Origin of the sequence: Streptomyces sp. NPDC017202, from assembly GCF_044331705.1 — a bacterium.
Taxonomy (GTDB): Bacteria; Actinomycetota; Actinomycetes; order Streptomycetales; family Streptomycetaceae; genus Streptomyces.
This window is the reverse complement of sequence record NZ_JBIRNP010000004.1, coordinates 287,139-307,090: the sequence shown is the minus strand read 5'-3', so window position 1 is coordinate 307,090 and position 19,952 is coordinate 287,139. Positions and strand designations below refer to the sequence as shown.

The following is a 19,952-nucleotide window of genomic DNA, read 5'->3' as shown; positions in this document are numbered from 1 at the left end:
GCCCGCGTGATTGACTCGCGGGCATGTCGACGACCCTCGGGGCGCCCCGGCCGGACCAGGCCGCCTACATGCTGCGGGCAGCGGCGGCGGAAGCCGGCCGCGCGTACAAGGCCTACCTGCTCGACCGGCTGGACCCCGCACCGGGGCAGACCCTGCTCGACGCGGGCTGCGGCCCCGGCACGGACCTGCCCGCGCTGGCCGAACGCGTGGGCGACGAGGGCACGGTGATCGGCGTCGACCGCGACCCGCGGATGCTGGAACGGGCGCGGGAGCGCACGGTCGGGCTGCGCGCCGTGGACCTGCGCGAGGGCGACGTCCACGCGCTGCCCGTCGCCTCCGGCACGGTGGACCGGGCCAAGACCGACCGCGTCCTGATGCACGTGGCCGATCCGGCCGGCGCCCTGGCCGAACTGCGCCGCGTCACTCGCCCCGGTGCCGTCGTCGCCCTCGCCGAACCGGACTGGGACACCCTCGTGGTGGACTCCGAGGACCTCGACACCAGCCGCGCCTTCACCCGCTACACCACCGGACACGTGGTCCGGAACGCCACCATCGGCCGCAGCCTCGCCCGCCTCGTCACCGCGGCCGGCTTCCAGGTCGACGACGTGAGCGCGACGACCCCGGTCTTCCGCGACTTCCCGGACGCCGACCACACCCTCGGCCTGGGCCGCAACCTCCAACAGGCCATCGAAGAAGGCCACATCGACGAGGAGCGGGGCCGCCGTTGGTTCGAGGGCCTGTCGCAGGGGCCGTTCTACGCGTCGTTCACCCTGGTGACGGTGACCGGCGTGCGCGCCCCGCTCACAGCAGGTGGTCCGCCTTCCCGGCCTTGATCTCCAGGATGAGGGCGCGGAGCGCTTCGCGGGTGTCGGTGAGGGGGGTGTCCTCCTGTCCGGCGACGGCGATGTAGGCGTTGCCGGTGGGGTCGGTGCCTATGCGGAAGCAGTTGGCGCCCTCGGCGCAGTAGGGGTCTTCCCAGGTGATCTCGGCCATCGGGATGCTCCTCAGAGTTGGCCCGCGATGCCGCGCATGAAGTCGCGCGACTCGGCGGGCGGTAGTGACGCGGATTCCATCCAGTCCAGATGGGATCGGTACTTGTCGAGTTGGGACTGCCCGTGGAGGAACTCCGGGCCGTGGGCCGAGTCGAGCTCCACCGTGTCGAGTTGGGTCACCGGCCCTTCGGCGTAGATGACGGCCTGTCCGGCACCGGGAAAGGCTCCGGCACGGAACGGAATCACGCGGACGTCGATGTTGTCGCGTTCGGAGAGTTCGCAGAGTCGGTCGAGCTGCGCCCGCATGACCTTGACGCCGCCGAACTCAACGCGCAGAGCGGCCTCGTGGACGTAACCGACGTAGACGACGGGGTTGTCGCGGTGCAGTACCTGCTGACGCTGCATGCGGAGCGCCACACGAAGTTCCACCTCGCTCGACGACAGGGGAGGCAGGGCGGCGGAGAACAGCGTACGGGCGTAGGCATCGGTCTGGAGGAGGCCCGGCACATGCATGGCCAGACCCGCTCGTATGCGACGGGCGTGCCACTCCAGCTCCGCGATGTCCATGAGAGGAGCGGGAAGTTGACCCCGGTACGAGTCCCACCAGCCGCGAGCGCTCTCGTTTGCCATGTCGGCCAGCGCGTCGACGTATGCCTGGTCGTGGCAGTCGTAGTTGCAGGCGAGGGTCCGCACGCGGTCCGGCGTGATGATCCGGACACCGGCCTCGATATTGGAGATCTTCGCGCGGTCGACGCCGAGGACCCCGGCCGCGTGTTCCGTCGACACCTGTGCGGCCAAGCGCATCTTCCGCAGCTCCGCTCCGAGGCGCCTCTGGCGCTGGCTGGGTGTGGCCCTTGGCGGCATGTGTCCCTTCCTCCCGTGGTCGCGGCGCCAGTCTGCCTTCTTCCGGCAGCACCGGTCCACCGACAGGAGTGGCAATTCTCGCGAATAAGTGGCAATGAGCCACCTAATTCTCTTACAGTCTGCAATGGCTCGACTACAGAGCCGTCACGGCACCCCGGAAGTGCATCACCCGTGCCCGCCCGCGTTCTCCTCCCCCGGGAGAGGCGGGCCGGTGTTGGGGGGACAGGCCACCGGGGCCCCAACTTCACCTCCGTGCAAGGGAATCGTCATGCACCTCGACACCGCGTCCTGTCAGTCGCCGACCGCCGCGTCCGCCTCCGGCCCCTTCCGCCAAGCGCTCCCCGAGGAACTCGTGTACAGCCTCACGCTGCCCGCCGCGCCACGAAGTCCCGGTGTCGCGCGGGCCGTCACGCGTACGGTGCTCCCCGCGCACGGCCTCGCCGGGGCGACCGACGCGGTCGTGCAGGTGGTGGGCGAACTGACCGCCTGCGCCTGCCGTTTCTCCGCGACGGACGTGTACGTGTCGCTGCGCTACCGGGAGGGCGGCCTGCGCGTCACGGTCTACGACGGCCACGCCCGCCACACCAACGCCCGCCTGGGCGCGGCCTGCGACCTGCGCCGCCGGGTCTCCCTCCGTGTGCTGGACCGGGTGGTCCGGGCCTGCCACGGCGAGTGGGGCATCGGCGGTGACCGAGAGTCGAGCACGGGCACCCGCATGTGGGCGGTGCTGCCGCATGCGGGGGCGAGCGGGTATCTCCCGGGCGACCGCACATATGAGTGACGGTGACAGTGAACGGAGTGCCGTGTCTCGCGGGAGTTCCTACGTTTGCGGAGTGACCGAACCCTATGTGATCGAGTTGGAGCCGGAAGTGCGGTTCTGGCTCGAGCACCTGTCCGCACAGCACTATCGCCAGGTCGAGGAGAAAGCCGACCTTCTCGCTGAGAAGCCGACGACGCTCGGGGAGCCGCATTCTCGTAACCTGGGAGAGGGAGTGCGTGAACTGCGATTCGTACTGAGCGGATGTGCCACGCGAGTCACGTACTGGCTGGCGCCTCGTCGAAGGATCGTGCTGCTCACCGTTTTCCGGAAGACCAGGATGCGGGAGGACGCAGAGGTCAAGCGCGCCAGACTGGCGAAAGAACGGTGCGAGGCGGAGCATGGCCCCGCGCATGACGAGTTCACTCGTGAGTTCCGGGAGGACCTGTGAGCCACACCCGCTGGAAGCTGTCGCGGGAGCGGAGAACTGCCGAGGGGGGTGCCGAGCCGCCGGAGGTGGTCGCGGAGCGGGAACAGATCCGGCTGGCCCATGCGCTGGGACAACTGGTTTACGACCGTCGTGTCGCCCTCGGGCTGACCCAGTCCGCGCTGGGGCTGCGGATCGGGATGTCCGAGGACGAGGTGGAGACCGTGGAACTCGGCGGCCTGCTGCCCCTCACCGCCGATCTGCTGGTCCGGCTGGCGGGAGCACTGGATGTCACGGTGGACCTGCATGTCGTCTCCGACGGGCACAACACGCTGGTATTCGAGGAGCGTGCCGCGTAACCGCGTAACCGCGTAACCGCGTAACCGCGTAACCGCGTAACCGCGTAACCGCGTAACCGCGTAACCGCGTAACCGCGGAGCCGTCAGCCGCTCACGGCCACCCGGTTCCCGCGCCAGGTCCCCGTGCAGCGAGCCGGTCACCCCCCGAACCGCTCCACCGCGGCCGGCCGGAGGCCCCGCCGTCCCGCGTCGCCCCGGAAGAACCGCACCGGCTCGGCCGGCCGCACGGACGGAGGGCCGGTCCGGCACCGGGGCACCTCCCCGAACGGCCTCACGCCCGGCGGAACGTGAGCCACCCGTGGCCGGGCCGTTGCCGTTCAACCGGCCGGGCGCCGGGTGGAGCGCCACAGGGAGCGGACCGCCAGGTAGAGCAGGTCGGCGACGAGGAGGAGTACGCCGATCGAGGCCAGGTAGAGCAGGCCGTCGACGGCCGCGCCGACGGCGACCAGAGCGATTCCGGCGGCGAGCAGGGTCAGGAAGAGGACCATGGCGGGATGCCTCCCGGGGCGTGCGGGTTCCGTGTGGCCCCTCCGGTGCGGCGGGGCACGCCGGGAAAGCGCCCGGGCGCCGCGTCGGCCGGCGGGTGGCGCGCGACGGCCCCGGCACACAGGCCGCCACCCGTGGCGTACGGGGGCCGGGCGGTACGTGGCCGGGTGGTTCGTGGCCGGTCGAGGTGAGAACCGGCTCAGCGCCTGGCGCGCGACCTGGGAGACGGTCTTCGTGACGACCCGGTCGGTGCCGGCGACCGCACCGCGCTCCCCGGGGGAACGACAGCACGCCGGTCGGCTTCACCGGTCACTGCCGCCAGTCCCCCCGGGCCCGTCGCCGGTCGTCGCGGATCCGCTCCTGCCGGTCCCGGCGGCGGACGAAGTCGCTCGGTTCGAGATCGCCTTCCATGAGCCGTCCGACCAGGAGACCGGCGACGCCCAGCCCCAGCACCAGCAGGAAGGTCCAGAAGTTGCCGAAATACGCGGCGAAACCGAGCGTCATTCCGGCCATCAGGCCCACCACGGCCTTGCTCATCACGCGCTCCTTCGCTCAGGGCTCATCACGCGCTCCGTCACTTGAACGTGCCGCTCCGCCCGGCTACTGGATCCGTTGCCGCTCCTCGCCCTCGTCCTCCTCGTCGGGCAGCTTCACGTCGCTGACCGTGATGTTGACCTCCACGACTTCCCGGCCCGCCATCCCCTCCACCGCGGAGATCACGTTCTCCCGCACCGCGCCGGCCACGTCCGTGATCGAGACGCCGTAGTCGACGACGATCTCCAGATCGATGGCCGCCTGAAGCTCTCCGACCTCGACGCTGACCCCGCGCGTGACGGACTTGCCGCTGCCGGCGCCGGGCATCCGCTCGCGCATGGATCCCATCGAGCGCGCGAATCCGCTGCCGAGGGCGTGGACGCCGAGCACGTCGCGTGCCGCCATTCCGGCGATCTTCTCCACCACCACGTCGGCGATGGACGTCCGGCCGCGAGAACCGGGTGCTCCACCGTGTCGTACGCCGGTGTTCTCAGTCATGGGGACATGCCTCCCTCGTGAGGCCCGCACGGCACTCACAAGTGAAATAATAGTCTTTTTGGTGCATTTCGCCGGAATTGCGGAGTGGGAGGGGAGTGCCCGGGCGGGCGGCCCGAGCCCCCTGACCGCCGTCCTCGTCACGGACGCCGGGCCTTAGCCGGGCTGGTCGACGCCCCTCCGGAGGAGTTCGTCCTCGACGGCGCGAAGCTTCTCGCGCCACTCCCGGGCGGCCTTGGGGCTGCGGCCCGCGCCCCGTGCCGCCGCCCGCTCGGCCCGCTGGGCGGCGAGGGCCCGGCGTTCCCGCAGCTGCTCGACGGACAGGCCGGGCAGATCGGCGTACCAGTGGGCGTAGAGCTTCCAGCGACTCATCGCCCCAGGGTGCCGAAGACCGTGCCCGGGCACCCAGCGGTTTTCCCGGCCGTTCGGGGGACGCGGCGCCCGCCGTCGGCGCGCTTCCCGCCCCGCGGGGCATCCCTTGACGGGAGGAAAGGGAGACACGATGCCGCTCTACCTGTCGAGGTTCAGCTACACGCCGCAGACCTGGGCGCGGCTGATCGACCACCCGGAGGACCGGGCACGGGCCGCTCAGTCGTACATCGAGTCCGTCGGCGGGACGCTCCACGGTTTCTGGTACGCCTTCGGCACGCACGACGGCTACAACCTGTGGGAGGCCCCGGACGACGTGTCCATGGCCGCGGTCGCGCTGGCGATCAGCGGCGGCGGTGCGCTCAGCTCGTTCGAGACGACCGTCCTGCTGACCGTCGACGAAACGTTGAAGGCCCTGCGCGCGGCCCAGCTCGTCCAGTACCGGGCTCCCGGCGCGTAGCGGCCACGCTCACTCGACCCTCACGGCCACAGCAGCCCCCGCGACCAGCCGTCCGCGGTCCGTCGGTACGCCAGCCGGACGTGCCGGCGCCGGGCCTCGCCCTGGAAGAACTCCACCTCGTCCGGGCGGAGCCGGTACAGGGTCCAGGTGGGCGACTCGGCGGTCGGCTCCGCGCGGGCCCGCTCCCAGGCGGCGGCCGACGCGGTCGCCAGCTCCTCCAGCGAGGCCAGGCTCTCGCTCTGGTGACCGGTGAGGGCGGCGGCCAGCGCTCCCGTCGACCGGGCGTGCAGGTCCGCCCGGGCTTCCGCGGCCGGGGCGGCCGTCACCGGGCCGCGCACGCGCACCTCGCGGCCCAGCACGGGCCAGTAGAAGGTGAGGGCCGCGAACGGACGGGCCGTGAGCTGGCCGCCCTTGCGGCTGGTCACGTGCGTGGCGAAGGACCAGCCGTCCTCGTCCGCGCCGTGCAGGATCACGATGCGCGCGTCCGGCAGGCCGTCCCCGTCCGCGGTCGACAGGGTCATGGTGTGCGGCTCCCGTTCGCCCGCCGCGACCGCCTCGGCGAACCAGCCGGTGAACAGCGCCAGCGGCTCGGCGGGGGCCGCCGCCGGGTCGAAGGGCGGCAGCTCGGTCACCTCCGGGTCCCACACCCGCAGCGACCTCAGCAGCTCGTGAAGATCCGTGGCATCCGTTCCCATGGTCCGAGTATCGGCCAGGGCGGGATGTGCGGTCGGTCCCGTCCCGGCCGGTCGTGCCTGTACCGGCTGGTTGTGCTCGTCCCCGCTGCTCGGTCCGTCCCCGCTGCTCGCCCCCGGCCGGTCGTGCCCGTCCAACGAGATCCGCCCGTTCCGGCCCGGCCGCCGGAGCCCGCCGCCGAGGCTCAGCCGCCGAGGGCCAGCCGCTGGACCAGGAGGAACGCCCCGATCCCCAGCATCGCCGCCCCCGACGTCCGGGTGACCGCGCGGGCCGCCGCCGGGCGGGCGCCCAGCAGCCTGCGGGCCAGGACGCCCACCGTCGCGTAGACGGCGGCGCAGCACGCCATGTGCAGCAGCCCGAGGACGGCGGTCTGCGCCGGGACCGGCAGGCGCGCGTCCCGGGTGACGAGGAACTGGGGCAGCACGGAGAGGTAGAGCAGCAGGCCCTTGGGGTTGAGGCCGCTGATCGTCGCGCCGCGCAGGAAGACGCGCCGCCGGTCCCGCTCCACCGCCTCACCCGCCCGCGGCACCCCCGGCCGGCGCAGCACGCTCCAGCCCAGCCACACCAGGTACGCCGCCCCGGCCACCGTCAGCGCGGTGAGCAGCCGCGGGGACCCCGCGACCAGGACCGCGAGGCCCGCCGCGGCCAGCGCCGTGTGCAGGGCGTAGCCGCTGACCAGGCCCGTCACGGCCAGGCCCACCGAGCGGCCGCGCAGCCCGGCGGCGATCACGTACGCCCAGTCGGCGCCCGGCACGCACACCAGCAGCAGGTCCACGGTGAGGAAGGAGATCAGGGTGGCGGAGTCCATGGAGGGGACATTAGGCGCGATTCGGCCGAAGGTGTTCCCGAAGTTTTCCCGGAACCGGGCCGACTGGGGAAGGATCTGCCCCATGGACGACGTGGACCGGAAGATTCTTGCCGAGCTGCAGCAGGACGGGCGGCTGACCGTGACCGAGCTGGCCGCGCGGGTGCGGCTGAGCGTCTCGCCGTGCCACCGGCGCCTGCGGGAGCTGGAGCGGTCCGGGGCGATCAGCGGCTACCGGGCGGTGGTGGAGCCGACCGCCGTCGGGCTGACCTTCGAGGCGCTGGTCTTCGTCTCGATGCGGCAGGAGGACCGGGACACGGTCGCGGAGTTCGAGCGGGCCGTCGGCGAGGTGGAGCACGTACTGGACGCGCAGCGGCTGTTCGGGGAGCCGGACTACCTGCTGCGGGTGGCCACCGCCGACCTCGCGGCCTTCCAGCGGCTGTACGACGAGCGGCTGGCGACCCTGCCCGGGGTGCAGCGGCTCACCTCGACGCTGGTCATGAAGCACGTGGTGCGGGACCGGCCGCTGCCGGGCTGACGCACGCCGTCCGGGCTGCCGCCCACCGGCCAGGGCTGACGCGTGCCGTCCGGGCTGTCGCCCACCGGCTCGGGTCGACGCGTGCCGTCCGGGCTGCTGCCCACCGGCCAGGGGTGACGCGTGCCGTCCGGGCTGCTGCCCACCGGCCAGGGGTGACGCGTGCCGTCCGGGCTGTCGCCCACCGGCTCGGGCCGACGCGTGCCGCGGGCGTCCGTCCTGGAGTCGGGCCCCACAGCGCGGCAGGCGGCGGCCCGTCCGGATCACCGGACGGACCGCCGCCTGCCAGACAGGACGTGGGACGTGGGAAAAAGAAGGGTCGCGGCTGCCGCGGGCTACTTCGTCGGCTTCTTGCCCGTCATGCCCAGGTGCACCAACAGCGCGACGTTCGGCTTGAGTTCAGCCTGCTTGACGCCCCACGCGGTGAAACCTTTCTGGTGCGAGGCGACCGCCGCGAGCATCGCGACCAGCGAACCGGCGATCGCGCCCGGGTTCACGTCCTTGTCGACCTTGCCCTTGGACTGCAACTCGGCTACGGCGTCCGCGAGGGAGCTGTTCACCGAGTTGAGGATCTTCATGCGGAGCTTGTAGAAACGCTTGTCGCCCTCGGCCGCGCCGAGGTCGACGACGCGCAGGATCGCGTCGTTGCGCTTCCAGAACTCCAGGAACTCGTCGACGAGTTCCTGCGCGGTCTGCCAGCCGGCCTTGCCGACCCAGGACCGCCCCTCCAGCACCTCGGTCAACCCGGCGCTCTCGGCGGCCATTTGCTCCGCGATCTCCAGGACGGCGCCCTCGACGTCCGGGAAGTACTGGTAGAAGGTCGCGGGCGAAGTGCCCGCCTTCCGGGCGACATCGATGACCTTGACGTCCCGGTAGGGAGAGGAGCTGAGCATCTCGCTGAGGCAGTCGAGCAATTTCTGCCGCGTCGCCTGCCCGCGCCGACCGGCCACGCGGCCGTCGACGGTACGCACTTGTCCTGTCATGCCGTCAGCTTACCGACGGGTGATGAGAGCGCGATTCGGCCGACTGCAAATGGGGTGCGCGGGGGCTCGGAGGCAGGTGTGCCTGGTCTGCGGCTTGCGTGAAGCGCCGTTAGGTTGGCTGTATGGCCGAAAACAGGGCATCGGTGTACGCGGAGGGCGTCCCCTGCTGGGTGGACGCGCAGCTCCCCGACGTGGACGCGGGCAAGCGGTTCTACGGGGAGCTGTTCGGGTGGGTCTTCGAGGAGGCGTACGGCTCCTCCGTGTGGGCCCGGCTGGACGGCGAGCCGGTCGCCGCGCTCGCCCACAAGACGGACGGCCGGATGCCCACGGTGTGGACGGTGTCCTTCGCGACCCCGGACGCGGAGGCGACCGTGCGCCGTATCCGCACGGCCGGCGGGCAGGTGGTGACCGCGCCGACGCCGGTCGACGGGGCGGGGGTCGCGGCCCTGGCCGCCGATCCCGAGGGCGCGGTCTTCGGCCTGTGGCAGGCGGGCGGCCACCCGGGTTTCGGGGTGCGGCACAGGCCCGGCGCGTTCGCCTGGGCGCAGCTGTACGCCCGTGACACCGGGGCCGCCAACACCTTCTACGGCCACCTCTTCCACGAGGCCCTGTTCGGACCGGGCGCCGAGCCCGACTTCGGGCGGGCGCCGGTCTCGGACGTCTTCCCCGAGGTCATGCCGCCGCACTTCCTCGTCCACTTCGGCGTCGAGGACTGCGAGGCGGTCCTCGGCACGGTGAGCCGGCTCGGGGGGCGGGTGCAGGCGGGTCCGTTCACCGCCTCGTACGGAACGGTGGCCGTCGTCACCGACAATCAGGGGGCGTCGTTCGCGCTGCTCCAGCGCTGAGCCGTCCCGGGCGTGCGGCCGGGGGCCGGTGCGGGGGCGGGCGCGGGGGACGTACGTGCGGGCCGGGCAGCTGTGCATGTGCCTACTTGCGCGTATATGAAATGAGACACCCCGATTGTCACGGGGTTCGCAACCGGTGGCCCGGCCAGGAAGAATCGGGGTGCGTGCCGCCATGGCGGTGCGGTGGTGAGACGCTGCACGGGGCCGCGTGCACATGTGGGTGACGCGGCCCGTACGGGGAGGTGGCAGGCAAGTGGTGGATCAGCTGACGCAGCACGATCCGCGGCGGATCGGGCCGTTCGAGGTGCTGGGACGGCTGGGGGCCGGCGGCATGGGGCTGGTCTATCTCGCACGGTCGGCCTCGGGCCGGCGGGTGGCGATCAAGACGGTCCGCACGGAACTGGCCGAGGACCAGCTGTTCCGGGTGCGCTTCACCCGCGAGGTGGAGGCGGCGCGGGCGGTCTCCGGCTTCTACACGGCCGCGGTCGTCGACGCCGATCCGCGGGCCGCCGTGCCGTGGCTGGCCACCGCCTACGTGCCCGCGCCCTCCCTCGAGGAGATAGTGAACGACTGCGGGCCGCTCCCGGCCCAGGCGGTGCGCTGGCTGGCGGCGGGCATCGCGGAGGCCCTCCAGTCCATCCACGGCGCCGGGCTCGTCCACCGCGACCTGAAGCCCTCCAACGTCCTCGTCGTCGAGGACGGCCCCCGGGTGATCGACTTCGGCATCGCCTCCGGCGTCTCGAACACCCGCCTGACGATGACCAACGTCGCCGTCGGCACCCCCGCCTACATGTCCCCGGAGCAGGCCAAGGACTCGCGCAGCGTCACCGGCGCCAGCGACGTCTTCTCCCTCGGCTCGACCCTCGTCTTCGCGGCCACCGGACACCCCCCGTTCCACGGCGCCAACCCGGTCGAGACGGTCTTCATGCTGCTGCGCGAGGGCCCCGACCTGTCCGGGCTCCCGGACGAGCTGCGCCCGCTCATCGACTCCTGCATGCAGATGGAGGCCACCGGCCGGCCCAGCCCCGCCGACCTCCAGGCCCAGCTGGCCCCGCACCTCTTCGGCTCCGGCTCCGACGACAGCGGTACGGCGTCGGCCTGGCTGCCCGAGAAGGCGGTCACCCTCATCGAGACGCGCCGCGGCGGCCGGCCGCCCGTCAAGGCGGCGGCGAGCCCCCGCGGCGGCGGCGTCGGCATGGCCCGCCCCGCCGTGCCGCCGCCGCCCGCGCACGACCCCGTGGTGCCCGCCCGTACGGCGCCCGCGCCGGTCGGGGCCGGCGCCCCCGGCACGGGGCCCGTCCGGCTCGCCGGAGCGGCCGTGCCGATCGGCCCCGGCCCGCGGGTCGCCGACGCGCGCGCCACCGCCGCCGTCAAGGCGCCCGTGCCCGATCCCGGCCTGGTCGCCTCCTGGTCCCGGCCCCGCCCCGGCGCCAACGGCGCCGAACCGGCCCCCACGGCCGCGCCCCCGGCCGCCGCCGTGACCCCGGCGGGCTGGCGCCCCTGGCGGTTCCGCATGTCCAACGACGTGTGGGGCACCCCGGCCGTCGCGGACGACCTCGTCTACGTCACCTCCTTCGAGGTGCACGCCCTGGACGTGGCCACCGGCCGGCGCCGCTTCAAGACGCGTGACGTGGCCTGGTCGATGGCGGTGGCGGACGGCCGTGTCGTCGCCTCCGACGGCCCCACCCTGTTCGCGCTGGACGCCCGCGAGGGCACCGACCTGTGGCGGCTGCCCACCGACTCCTGGGTGTACTGCCTCAGGGCCGACCGGGGCACCGTCGTCACCGGCACCCGCGGCGGCGGCGTCCAGGCCTGGGAGGCCTCCACCGGGCAGAAGCTGTGGGAGGTCACCGGCTGCCAGACCGACTTCGAGTCCCCCGAGGCGGGCCCCGCCCTCCACGACGGCACGGTCTACCTCTGGCAGGACGCCCGCCTGCGCGCCCTCGACGCCCGCACCGGCGACGAACGCTGGTCGTACCCCATCGGCGACGCCGCCTCCTGCGGCGGCGTCCCGGTCCGGGTCACCGCGGCCCCCGACGGCTACGTCTACGTCTCGGCCGGCACCCGCGTCCTCGCCGTCGACGTGGCGAGCGGCATGGTCCGCTGGCACTTCGAGGCCCCCGCGGTCTTCCTCTCCCCGCCCGCCTTCGTCCCCGGTCCGGCGGTCACGGGCGGCGGCGTCTACCTCGCCGACTACCTCGGCACGGTCTACGCCCTCGACGCCACCGACGGCCGCGACCGCTGGCGCATCGCCACCGAGGCCCGCTCCTCGGTCGACCCGGTGCTGGTCGCCGCGGGCCACGTCCACGTGGGCAGCGGCAAGGGCCTCTACACCCTCGACGCCGTCACCGGCACGCCCAAGTGGCGCTTCCAGGCGGGCGGCGACATCGTCGGCGCCCCCGTGGTGGCCGAGGGCCGCATCCACTTCGGCTCCACCGACCACCTCCTCTACACCCTCAAGGCCGACGACGGCCGCCTGCGCTGGAAGCTGGCGACCGGCGGCGAGATCACCGGCTCCCCGGTCGTCCGCGACGGCGTCGTCTACGCGTGCAGCAAGGACCGCTGCGTCTACGCCCTGGACGCGGAGAAGGGCACGGGCACGGCGCGCACGGCGTGACGCCCCGGGCGGGGCGGTGCGCCCGTGCCGAGGGGGACGACGGGAGCGGTGCGGGGCGCGCGGCGGGCGCCCCGCGTGGGCTCAGCCGAGGAGGCGGACGGCCTGGTAGTAGGTCCAGGCCGTGCTGTTGCAGGACGTCTTGGTGGCGCCGGTGTAGGTGGTGCACACGCGCTTGAGGTCCTCGTAGAAGGCGCTGTCGAGGCGGGACTTGTTGGCGTCGAAGGCGCCGGCGGCCTTGTAGTTGCGGTAGCCGAAGTCGTGCCGGGCGCAGGAGGTGGAGAAGGGGAAGCCGAACGGGTTGTCCGGCGAGGAGGAGCAGTAGTCGGTCGACCAGTCGAAGCCGTAGGCGGACCAGGCGGACTGGTTCGCGCGGGCGGCCGTCCACGAGCTGTAGCTCGACGCGCTGGTCTGCGTCCAGCCCGCGAGGACCTGGGGCTTGTCGGCGGGAGCGGCCTCGGCGGCGGTCGCCGTGACGAACACGGCACCGAGGGCGAGGGCCGGGGCGGCGAGAGCGGTGGCGAGTCTGCGGTGCATTCCCACACCTCCATACGGCTGTTGCCCGTCCCTCGGGCAACAGGTGCATGTCAAGATGGTTGCCGTCGGCGGGGTGTGCTCACACCCCGTCAGGCCGACGGCTCCGTGAACTCCGGGATGCGGCAGGCGAGCGGAACATGACGCACCGCTTCGCGCCGCCCCGTCGGCGCCCCCGGACACACCACGGCCGCGGCGGCCCCCCTCCGCGCCGCCGCGGCCGATCGGTCCCCGTCGGGATGAAGCCCTACTTGCCGCCGCCGCCCAGGTCCAGGGCGGGCGGAGCCGGCATGTTGTTGTCCATCGTCGTGATGGTCTCGTCCGTCTTCGGCGGCGCCGGCATGTTGTTGTCCATCGTGGTGATGGTCTCGTCCGTCTTCGGCGGGCTGGGCATGTTGTTGTCCAGGGCGGTGACGTCCGCGTTCTTCTTGTCGCTCATGGTCCTGATTCCTCTGCTGCGGATGACGAATGAGGAACGCCCGTCCAGAAACTCCCCCGAGGGCCGCCGGACGGGCGCTCGAAGCCGCACAGTAACCGCTCGGCTTCTGGTCAGACCGCCTGCCCCCCGACGCGACGGTGTGACACGTAAGAGAGTGGCGGACGGTGATAAACGAACGCTGAACGCGCCCGGAGCCGGTGGCCCGGTGCCGCCCTCTACGCCGCGGTGGCGGGTGAGAGCAGGGCGCGTACGTCGTCGGCCTCGTCCGCGCCGTTCTGCTCGTAGAGCTGGAGCGCCTCGCGCCAGCAGGCCTTCGACCGGTCCGCCTGGCCCAGCGAGGAGAGCGCGTGCCCGAGGAGCGTCAGGACACCACCTCGTGTCCGGTCTCCGCCGATGCACCCGATGGCGAGGGCCTGTTCGGCGTGCTGCGCCGCCTGGGCGGGGCGGCGCGCGGCGATGTGCGCCTCGGCGATCCTGAAGTGGGTGGTGCCTTCCCAGAGCCGCTGCCGGTGGTCCACGAAGATGGTCAGGGCCTCCGAGAACTGGCTGAGGGCCTCGGCGTGCCGGTCGGCCTTGGTCAGCGCCACCCCCAGCGCGTAGTACCCGTTCGCCAGCCGCATCGTGCTGCCCACCTCGATGTGGACGGCGAGGCCGCGCTGGGCGAACTCCACGGCTCTCGTGATGTCGCCCATCCCCATGTACGCCCGCGAGAGGTTGCACAGGGCGGTCGCCTCGCACAGCCCGTTGCCGGCTGCCCGGAAACCCGCGATGGCCTGGTCGAAGAAGACCTTGCCGTCCTCGTACCGGCGTTGGTGCAGGGCGATGAGCCCCCGGTCCTGGGCGGCCCAGCTCGCGGCGGTGGAGTCCCCGGCGGCAGTCGCGCTCTCCATGGCCAGTCGCGCCTCTTCCGCGGCCTGCTGGATACGGCCGGAGACCAGCCGCACGCTGGTGAGGGTATTGCGTGCCCTGCCTTCCGTCCGGACGTCCCCGGCTGCCTGCGCCGCTTCGCACATGGCCACGGCCGTCGTCTCGTACTGCCGGGAGTTGGCGCCCGATTCGACCAGGTCCCGGGCCGCCCAGAGCAGATCCACCGCCCGCCGCAGTCGTGCCGTCCCCGCCGCCTGCCGTACGCAGGCCAGCAAGGGAGCCGCCTCGGAATAGAGCCAGTCGAGGGCCGCCGAGCCCTCGGTGAAGGTCAGCCCCGTGTACTCCGTCGGCTCCAGGTCGTCCACCAGCCGGTCTCCCGGCCGCTCGATCGCGTACACCCCCGCCGCCGTGGCCAGGTAGAAGTCCAGCAACCGCGACAGTGCCTCCCCCCGCTCGCTCGGCGGCCACTCGTCCCGCTCCGCGCAGGCACGCGCGTAGAGCCGGACCAGATCGTGGAAGCGGTAGCGGCCCGGCGCGGCCGACTCCAGGAGGGAGGTGTCGACCAGCGACTCCAGCAGGTCCTCGGTCTCCTCCGGCGGCAGGTCGAGCACGGCCGCCGCCGCCGCGAGGGACATGTCGGGGCCGTCGGCCAGGCCGAGCAGGCGGAACGCGCGGGCCTGGGCCGGTTCCAGCTGGCCGTAGCCGAGTTCGAAGGTGGCCTTGACGGCGAGGTCGCCGGCCTGGAGTTCGTCGAGGCGGCGGCGTTCGTCGGCGAGCTTGGCGGCGAGGACGGACACCGTCCAGGTGCGCCGGGCGGCCAGCCGGGACGCGGCGATGCGGATCGCGAGGGGCAGGAAGCCGCAGGCGGCGACCACGTCCAGCGCGGCCTTGCGCTCCGACGCCACCCGCTCCTCGCCGACGATCTTCGTGAAGAGCGCGAGGGCCTCCTCGGGCGACATCACGTCCAGGTCGACCAGGTGCGCCCCGGCCAGGTCCACCATCCGCACCCGCGAGGTGACGAGGGCCGCGCAGCCCTCCGTGCCCGGCAGCAGCGGACGGACCTGCGCGGCGTCCCTGGCGTTGTCCAGCAGGACCAGCACGCGCCGGCCGTCCAGCACCGAGCGGTACAGCGCCGCCCGCTCCTCCAGGGAGTCCGGGATCGCCGAGTCGGGGGTGCCGAGGGCACGGAGGAAGGCGCCCAGGACCGTGACGGGTTCGGCGGCCCGCGCGCCGGCGCCCTGGAGGTCGACGTAGAGCTGCCCGTCGGGAAAGGCGGGGCGGGCCCCGTGGGCCACGTGCACGGCGAGGGTCGTCTTGCCGACGCCGCCGATGCCCGCCAGCGCCGACACGGCCATCACCCGGCCACCGCCGCCGCCCTCGCCGGACGCCCCGGCGAGCACCTCGCTCAGCTCGGTCACGAAGGCGGAGCGGCCCGTGAAGTCGGGCACCGTGGCCGGGAGTTGCGCGGGCCGCACCGGGGCCGCGGACGGCTCGGCCTGCGGCGCCGAGGGCTCCGCCAGGTCCGGGTCGGCCTGGAGGATGCGGCGCTGGAGCTCGCGCAGGCCCGGTCTCGGGTCGACGCCGAGCTCCTCCGCCAGCAGGCGCCGGGTGTCGGCGTACACGGCGAGGGCCTCCGCCTGCCGGCCGCCGCGGTACAGCGCCAGCATCAGCAGCTCCCGCAGCCGCTCGCGCAGCGGGTACGCCGCGGTCAGCGCGGTCAGTTCGGAGACGGCCTCCACGTGGCAGCCCTGCTCCAGGTCCAGGTCGAGGCGGGATTCGAGGAGGCCGAGCCGCCACTCCTCCAGCCGCACGCGCTGCGCCTCCGCGTACGGGCCGGGCACGCCGGCCAGCGTCTCCCCGTCCCACAGGCCGAGCGCGCGGTTCAGCAGGTCCCGAGCCCGGCCGAGGGCACCGGCCGCCCGCGCCTTCTCCGCCTCGACGGCCCACTCCTGAGCCACCGCCAGGTCCAGGGCGCCCTCGCCGAGCCCGCGCACCGCGTACCCGCCCGACTCGCTGACCAGGACGCCCGGGTCGAGGACCTTCCGCAGCCGGGAGGCGTACGTCCGCACCGCCGCCAGCGCCTGCGACGGCGGCTCCTCGCCCCACAGCGCGTCGATCAGCTCGGCGGCGGTGGCCGTACGGCCCTCGCGCAGCAGGAGGGCGGCGAGCAGGGCGCGTTGCTGGGGTGAGCCGGTGGCCAGCGGCTCCTCGCCGCGCCGGGCGCGCACCGGGCCGAGCACGTCGAAGCGCAACGTCGCCGGCTCCCGGTGGGAGTCGTGACGCTTCTGCTCCGGCACGCGCGGTACACGGTCGTCCATCGGGCTCCCCCTAGGCATGATGACCAACTATGTCAGTTTGCCCTGTACTTGCCCGGACCGTCAGCCGTGGGAGACGCCGATCACAGGGCGGCGCACGGGAGTCCACACGGTCACCACACGATCTGCGCACACTTCGTCCGCAGCCGCCCACCGAAGGCTCCCGGCACCGTCGATGACGATGCGTCAGATCAGTCTTCCCGCATCCTTGTCGATCAGGCGTCCAGATCCACCCGCACGGTCAGCAGGTTCGTCCCGAGGGCCCGCACCGCCACGCTGTTGAACCGGGGCAGGCCGCGCAGCCGTGCCACCGGTTCGTCGTCGGGCAGCAGCCGCGCCGTGCCCGTGTGCCACCGCCCGCCGATCCGCACCCGCACCCGCGGGTCGGCCTTGATGTTGCGCACGTACTGGGACCGCTCCCCGAACTCCGACACCAGCCAGAAGACGTCCCCCACCCGCCGGCCGCCCACCGGCGTCCGCCGGGGCAGCCCGGAGACCCGGCCGGTGGTCTCGACGACGGTCTGGAAGGGCAGGCGCCGCAGCAGCGGGTTGAGACGGCGCTGGAGGGCGGTGGTGGCACGGAACCGTCGGTCGTCGAGGCGGGACATCGTCGGTGCGACTCCTTCGTACGGCAGGCCGGTCGAACTGTCGTGTCCATCGTCCCGGACGCCTGCGCGACGAAGGCCGCGGGTGGCCGCGGATGCCGGCCGGCTCCGACGGGGTCAGTTCCGGCTCCGCCGGCCGATCAGGTCGAGGAGGGCGGCGAAGGCGGTGGGGGTGGTGGTGAGGACGGTTCGGGCGGGGTCGGCGGATTCGGTGAGGTGGATGGTGGCGGGGGAGGAGGCTATGTGGACGCAGGCGTCGCCTTCTTGGCAGTAGGACGACTTCTGCCAGCTGTACGGGGACATGGCGGCTCCTTCAGAGGCTCTGGGCGGTGGTGTGGATCAGGTCCCGGGATTTCTCAGTGTTGAGGGCGATGGTCTCCACGACGTCGAGAAGACTCCGGTACTTCTGGAGATGTGCCTCGGCGTCGAGCAGTAGGGGACCGTGGAACTGGTCGAGTTGAGCGGTGTCGAGCTGCGGTACGGCGCCGTACAGGTAGTTGATGGACTGACCCGAACCGGGGAACGCACCGATTCCGAACGGGATCACGCGAATGGAGATGTGCTCCCGTTCGCCCATGTCGAGCAGGTGCAGCAACTGGGCGCGGGCCACATCGCGGCCACCCACCCCCATGCGCAGGGCTGCCTCGTGGACGACCGCGCTGTACGGGGTCGGGTCGGCACGGTAGAGCACACCCTGTCGTTTGACGCGATGTGTGACGCGGTGCTCGACCTCGGGGGGTGTGGGCGTGGGAATGACGCGGCGGAAGATCTCTCTCGCGTGATCGGCGGTCTGCAGCAGACCTGGCATGTGAGACGTGTACGCCGTCCGTATCGCGATGGCGTGATGTTCCAGCTCGGCAAGGTCCAGGAGACCCGACGGCAACACTTCCCGGTAGGACTCCCACCAGCCGAGAGTCTTCTCGCTCGCCATCCCGACCAGGGCCTCCACGAAGGGCTGGTCGGGGCAGGAGTAGATGCGGGCGAGCGATCTGATCCGTTCGGGGCTCACTCCGAACCGGCCCGACTCCACATTGCTGAGTTGGCCCTGACTTGTGCCCAGCGTGCGTGCGGCGTCGGTCGCCGTCATGCCCGCCCGCTCACGCATCTTGCGTAGTTCCACGGCGAGCCGGAGGCGGCGGGCCGTCAGTGGGGGTCTTGCCGGCACGTCAATTCCTCTCGGACGCACGTTCTGATGGATCACTCACACAGCTGAGAAATAAGCACAAGTATCGCGACGACTCGCAAATGACATTTGCGATGCCCTACTTTCTTGCTCAGGCGCCCGTCCTGGAAGCGCACCGTGGGACGCCACGGCAGAGACACCAGGCACCCGTCCAACTCCCCTCAGTGACCGGAGACTTCTCATGGCCACCGTATCCCCGCCCTGGAACTACACCCTGCACCTCCCGCGAGATCCCCGCGCACCGGGTGTCGCGAGGGGCGCCCTGCGCCTGATTCTCGCTGCCCACGAACTGCCCGAGCTGACCCCGACCGCGGAACTGCTCGCGGCGGAACTGCTGACGAACTCGCACCGCCACACGACCGGCCTCTACGCCCTGAGGGTCCTGTCCCCGGAGCCCGGCCGGGTGCGCGTCGGCGTATGGGACACGGACCCGAGGGTCCCGCCCGGCTTCTCCGAGGACAAGGGGACCCCGCCCCTGGACGCCGAGAACGGCAGAGGCCTCCACCTCGTGCGGGCATGCGCGGACAAGGTCGGAGTGTCCGCGCTCGGACACCCGGGCGCGTCGAACGGCGGCAAGCTGCTGTGGGCGGACTGCGTGGGTGGGGCGGCGTGGTGAGGACGAGCCGTCCGCGCGGGCTCGGCGCGGCCATACTGGAAGCCGGAGCCAGGCCCGCCCACCAGGAGCAGATCATGAGCGCACAGCCCGAACACGGCTGGGGAGCGATGCCCCTCCCGGAGATCCGTACGGTGGACGACCTGCGCGGTGCGCTCAGCCGCTACGGGTTTCCGGGCGACCGGGAACGCTTCGAGGAGGAACTGGCGGCAGCCATAGGAGCCGCTCCCACCAACGACTTCGCAGGCGCCGCGGCAGTCGTCCGGGCCTACCGGCACCGGATCCTGATCAGGAACTCGCCCGAGGTCATGGCCGCCCTGGAAGACGCGCGAGCCGAAGGCGGCCGTACGTGAACGGAGTCCCGCTGGAGGAGGCCGAGCCTGCGAGGAAGGCGTTCGGCGACCTGACGGAGGGGGAACGGGAGGTGGTCCGGGAAGCACTCGCGGCCATCGGCCGGGACCCGGCGGTTGGCCGGGAGATTCCCGGATGGCGGCCACCGTCCGTCGAGTACACGTACACGACACCTCTGGCTCGCGACTCGGCCGAGGCGATCACGGTCGTCTATACGCACACTCACGGCATGGGTGTCACCGTCGTCTACTACTTCCGTGATCCACAGGTCGTGGACTGAACTACGCCGCCGGTCACCCCGTCACCGGTGTACCTCGCAGCCTCAAAGGGCGGGCGGCCCGGGGGCCGACCCGCCGAAATTCGCTTGTGCGTCCTCGTCGCACGAGGCACCGTCGCCCGATGACCACGAAGACCTCCCCCGTCGACCACGAACTCGTCCGGGCTGCCGCGCACGTCGCCCGTACTTGCTGCCGGGGCGACAACCACACCATGGCGGCGGCGGCCCGCGCCCGGGACGGCCGCATCGTCACCGCGGTGAACGCCTACCACTTCACCGGCGGCCCCTGCGCCGAACTGGTCCTCGTCGGCGCGGCGGCCGCCCAGGGCGTCTACGAACTGGACACGATCGTCGCCGTGGGCGATCGCGACCGTGGGGTCGTACCGCCCTGCGGTCGGTGCCGCCAGGTCCTCCTCGACTACTTCCCCGCCATCGAGGTCATCGTCGGTGAGGGTGACCGCATCCGTACGGTCCCCGTCGCCGACCTGCTCCCCGAGACCTACGTCTGGGCCGACCACCGGCTCGACGCCGAGTAGCCCGTGCCGTGCGG

At 72.4% G+C, this 19,952-nt stretch carries 27 protein-coding genes; 12 read left to right on the top strand and 15 right to left on the bottom strand.

Annotated features, from left to right (window positions below):
* Window positions 1-23: 23 nt before the first annotated feature.
* Complete coding sequence (locus ACH4N1_RS11435) at window positions 24-833, top strand: methyltransferase domain-containing protein (RefSeq protein ID WP_398096366.1); 810 nt, start codon at window positions 24-26, stop codon at window positions 831-833.
* Here ACH4N1_RS11435 and ACH4N1_RS11430 read toward each other — a convergent pair.
* Together ACH4N1_RS11430 and ACH4N1_RS11425 are read right to left on the bottom strand one after the other, a co-directional pair.
* Entirely contained in the window at window positions 802-993 is a 192-nt protein-coding gene (locus ACH4N1_RS11430; protein ID WP_398096364.1) for a hypothetical protein, read from the bottom strand. The two genes, ACH4N1_RS11435 and ACH4N1_RS11430, sit on opposite strands and share 32 nt — an antisense overlap.
* 11 nt (window positions 994-1,004) lie before the next feature.
* Complete coding sequence (locus ACH4N1_RS11425) at window positions 1,005-1,856, bottom strand: helix-turn-helix domain-containing protein (RefSeq protein ID WP_398096362.1); 852 nt, start codon at window positions 1,854-1,856, stop codon at window positions 1,005-1,007.
* A gap of 268 nt (window positions 1,857-2,124) precedes the next feature.
* Here ACH4N1_RS11425 and ACH4N1_RS11420 point away from each other — a divergent pair, with 268 nt between their 5' ends.
* The 3 genes from ACH4N1_RS11420 to ACH4N1_RS11410 are packed head-to-tail and all read left to right on the top strand — an operon-like array spanning window position 2,125 to window position 3,399.
* Window positions 2,125-2,637 carry an ATP-binding protein gene (locus ACH4N1_RS11420; RefSeq protein ID WP_398096361.1) on the top strand — a complete coding sequence of 171 codons (513 nt, stop codon included), beginning with the start codon at window positions 2,125-2,127 and terminating at the stop codon, window positions 2,635-2,637.
* A 52-nt stretch (window positions 2,638-2,689) separates the two neighbouring features.
* Window positions 2,690-3,064, top strand: coding sequence for a type II toxin-antitoxin system RelE/ParE family toxin (locus ACH4N1_RS11415; RefSeq protein WP_398096360.1), 375 nt, complete (start codon window positions 2,690-2,692; stop codon window positions 3,062-3,064).
* Entirely contained in the window at window positions 3,061-3,399 is a 339-nt protein-coding gene (locus tag ACH4N1_RS11410; RefSeq protein ID WP_392243955.1) for a helix-turn-helix domain-containing protein, read from the top strand. Before ACH4N1_RS11415 ends, ACH4N1_RS11410 begins: the two co-directional genes overlap by 4 nt.
* 317 nt (window positions 3,400-3,716) lie before the next feature.
* Here ACH4N1_RS11410 and ACH4N1_RS11405 read toward each other — a convergent pair whose 3' ends face one another.
* The 4 genes from ACH4N1_RS11405 to ACH4N1_RS11390 form a co-directional block, all read right to left on the bottom strand.
* Window positions 3,717-3,887: a hypothetical protein gene (locus ACH4N1_RS11405; RefSeq protein WP_398096357.1), complete on the bottom strand. Its 171-nt coding sequence runs from the start codon at window positions 3,885-3,887 to the stop codon at window positions 3,717-3,719.
* A 307-nt stretch (window positions 3,888-4,194) separates the two neighbouring features.
* Window positions 4,195-4,422: a hypothetical protein gene (locus ACH4N1_RS11400; protein WP_398096356.1), complete on the bottom strand. Its 228-nt coding sequence runs from the start codon at window positions 4,420-4,422 to the stop codon at window positions 4,195-4,197.
* A gap of 63 nt (window positions 4,423-4,485) precedes the next feature.
* Window positions 4,486-4,917, bottom strand: a complete 432-nt coding sequence (locus ACH4N1_RS11395) for an Asp23/Gls24 family envelope stress response protein (protein ID WP_398096354.1) — start codon at window positions 4,915-4,917, stop codon at window positions 4,486-4,488.
* Window positions 4,918-5,070: 153 nt separating this feature from the next.
* Window positions 5,071-5,286 carry a hypothetical protein gene (locus ACH4N1_RS11390; RefSeq protein ID WP_398096352.1) on the bottom strand — a complete coding sequence of 72 codons (216 nt, stop codon included), beginning with the start codon at window positions 5,284-5,286 and terminating at the stop codon, window positions 5,071-5,073.
* A gap of 130 nt (window positions 5,287-5,416) precedes the next feature.
* On the opposite strand from ACH4N1_RS11390, the gene ACH4N1_RS11385 reads away from it, so the two are divergent.
* Window positions 5,417-5,743: a GYD domain-containing protein gene (locus ACH4N1_RS11385; RefSeq protein ID WP_398096351.1), complete on the top strand. Its 327-nt coding sequence runs from the start codon at window positions 5,417-5,419 to the stop codon at window positions 5,741-5,743.
* A 20-nt stretch (window positions 5,744-5,763) separates the two neighbouring features.
* Here ACH4N1_RS11385 and ACH4N1_RS11380 read toward each other — a convergent pair whose 3' ends face one another.
* On the bottom strand, window positions 5,764-6,438 hold the full coding sequence (locus tag ACH4N1_RS11380; RefSeq protein ID WP_398096349.1) for a pyridoxal 5'-phosphate synthase: 675 nt from the start codon (window positions 6,436-6,438) through the stop codon (window positions 5,764-5,766).
* A 182-nt stretch (window positions 6,439-6,620) separates the two neighbouring features.
* A complete protein-coding gene (locus ACH4N1_RS11375) occupies window positions 6,621-7,244 on the bottom strand; it encodes a LysE family translocator (protein WP_398096347.1) in 624 nt (207 codons plus the stop codon).
* A gap of 82 nt (window positions 7,245-7,326) precedes the next feature.
* Here ACH4N1_RS11375 and ACH4N1_RS11370 point away from each other — a divergent pair, with 82 nt between their 5' ends.
* Entirely contained in the window at window positions 7,327-7,779 is a 453-nt protein-coding gene (locus tag ACH4N1_RS11370) for an Lrp/AsnC family transcriptional regulator (RefSeq protein ID WP_073493728.1), read from the top strand.
* A gap of 332 nt (window positions 7,780-8,111) precedes the next feature.
* On the opposite strand, the gene ACH4N1_RS11365 is transcribed toward ACH4N1_RS11370, so the two are convergent.
* Complete coding sequence (locus tag ACH4N1_RS11365) at window positions 8,112-8,747, bottom strand: TetR family transcriptional regulator (RefSeq protein WP_382793383.1); 636 nt, start codon at window positions 8,745-8,747, stop codon at window positions 8,112-8,114.
* 134 nt (window positions 8,748-8,881) lie between these two features.
* On the opposite strand from ACH4N1_RS11365, the gene ACH4N1_RS11360 reads away from it, so the two are divergent.
* Window positions 8,882-9,604, top strand: coding sequence for a VOC family protein (locus tag ACH4N1_RS11360; RefSeq protein WP_398096345.1), 723 nt, complete (start codon window positions 8,882-8,884; stop codon window positions 9,602-9,604).
* 253 nt (window positions 9,605-9,857) lie between these two features.
* Window positions 9,858-12,221 (top strand): PQQ-binding-like beta-propeller repeat protein, encoded by a 2,364-nt coding sequence (locus ACH4N1_RS11355; protein ID WP_398096343.1) that lies wholly within the window; start codon window positions 9,858-9,860, stop codon window positions 12,219-12,221.
* Window positions 12,222-12,302: 81 nt separating this feature from the next.
* On the opposite strand, the gene ACH4N1_RS11350 is transcribed toward ACH4N1_RS11355, so the two are convergent.
* From ACH4N1_RS11350 to ACH4N1_RS11325, 6 genes are all read right to left on the bottom strand, one after another.
* The gene (locus tag ACH4N1_RS11350) at window positions 12,303-12,755 is read right to left on the bottom strand and encodes a phospholipase (protein WP_398096341.1); all 453 of its coding nucleotides are present in this window, start codon (window positions 12,753-12,755) and stop codon (window positions 12,303-12,305) included.
* A gap of 244 nt (window positions 12,756-12,999) precedes the next feature.
* Window positions 13,000-13,191 carry a hypothetical protein gene (locus tag ACH4N1_RS11345; RefSeq protein WP_398096340.1) on the bottom strand — a complete coding sequence of 64 codons (192 nt, stop codon included), beginning with the start codon at window positions 13,189-13,191 and terminating at the stop codon, window positions 13,000-13,002.
* Between the two features lie 215 nt (window positions 13,192-13,406).
* Window positions 13,407-16,376: an AfsR/SARP family transcriptional regulator gene (locus ACH4N1_RS11340; protein ID WP_398096338.1), complete on the bottom strand. Its 2,970-nt coding sequence runs from the start codon at window positions 16,374-16,376 to the stop codon at window positions 13,407-13,409.
* A 212-nt stretch (window positions 16,377-16,588) separates the two neighbouring features.
* Window positions 16,589-16,981 (bottom strand): nitroreductase/quinone reductase family protein, encoded by a 393-nt coding sequence (locus tag ACH4N1_RS11335; protein ID WP_398096337.1) that lies wholly within the window; start codon window positions 16,979-16,981, stop codon window positions 16,589-16,591.
* A gap of 114 nt (window positions 16,982-17,095) precedes the next feature.
* Window positions 17,096-17,281 (bottom strand): DUF397 domain-containing protein, encoded by a 186-nt coding sequence (locus tag ACH4N1_RS11330; RefSeq protein WP_398096335.1) that lies wholly within the window; start codon window positions 17,279-17,281, stop codon window positions 17,096-17,098.
* Between the two features lie 10 nt (window positions 17,282-17,291).
* A complete protein-coding gene (locus tag ACH4N1_RS11325) occupies window positions 17,292-18,176 on the bottom strand; it encodes a helix-turn-helix transcriptional regulator (RefSeq protein WP_398096678.1) in 885 nt (294 codons plus the stop codon).
* A gap of 166 nt (window positions 18,177-18,342) precedes the next feature.
* Between ACH4N1_RS11325 and ACH4N1_RS11320 the strand changes: the two genes are divergently transcribed.
* The 4 genes from ACH4N1_RS11320 (at window position 18,343) to ACH4N1_RS11305 (ending at window position 19,938) form a co-directional block, all read left to right on the top strand.
* Entirely contained in the window at window positions 18,343-18,777 is a 435-nt protein-coding gene (locus ACH4N1_RS11320; RefSeq protein ID WP_398096333.1) for an ATP-binding protein, read from the top strand.
* A gap of 74 nt (window positions 18,778-18,851) precedes the next feature.
* The gene (locus tag ACH4N1_RS11315; protein WP_382789654.1) at window positions 18,852-19,127 is read left to right on the top strand and encodes a hypothetical protein; all 276 of its coding nucleotides are present in this window, start codon (window positions 18,852-18,854) and stop codon (window positions 19,125-19,127) included.
* Window positions 19,124-19,405 (top strand): hypothetical protein, encoded by a 282-nt coding sequence (locus ACH4N1_RS11310; protein ID WP_398096331.1) that lies wholly within the window; start codon window positions 19,124-19,126, stop codon window positions 19,403-19,405. Before ACH4N1_RS11315 ends, ACH4N1_RS11310 begins: the two co-directional genes overlap by 4 nt.
* A 119-nt stretch (window positions 19,406-19,524) precedes the next feature.
* Window positions 19,525-19,938: a cytidine deaminase family protein gene (locus tag ACH4N1_RS11305; protein WP_398096330.1), complete on the top strand. Its 414-nt coding sequence runs from the start codon at window positions 19,525-19,527 to the stop codon at window positions 19,936-19,938.
* Window positions 19,939-19,952 lie beyond the last annotated feature (14 nt).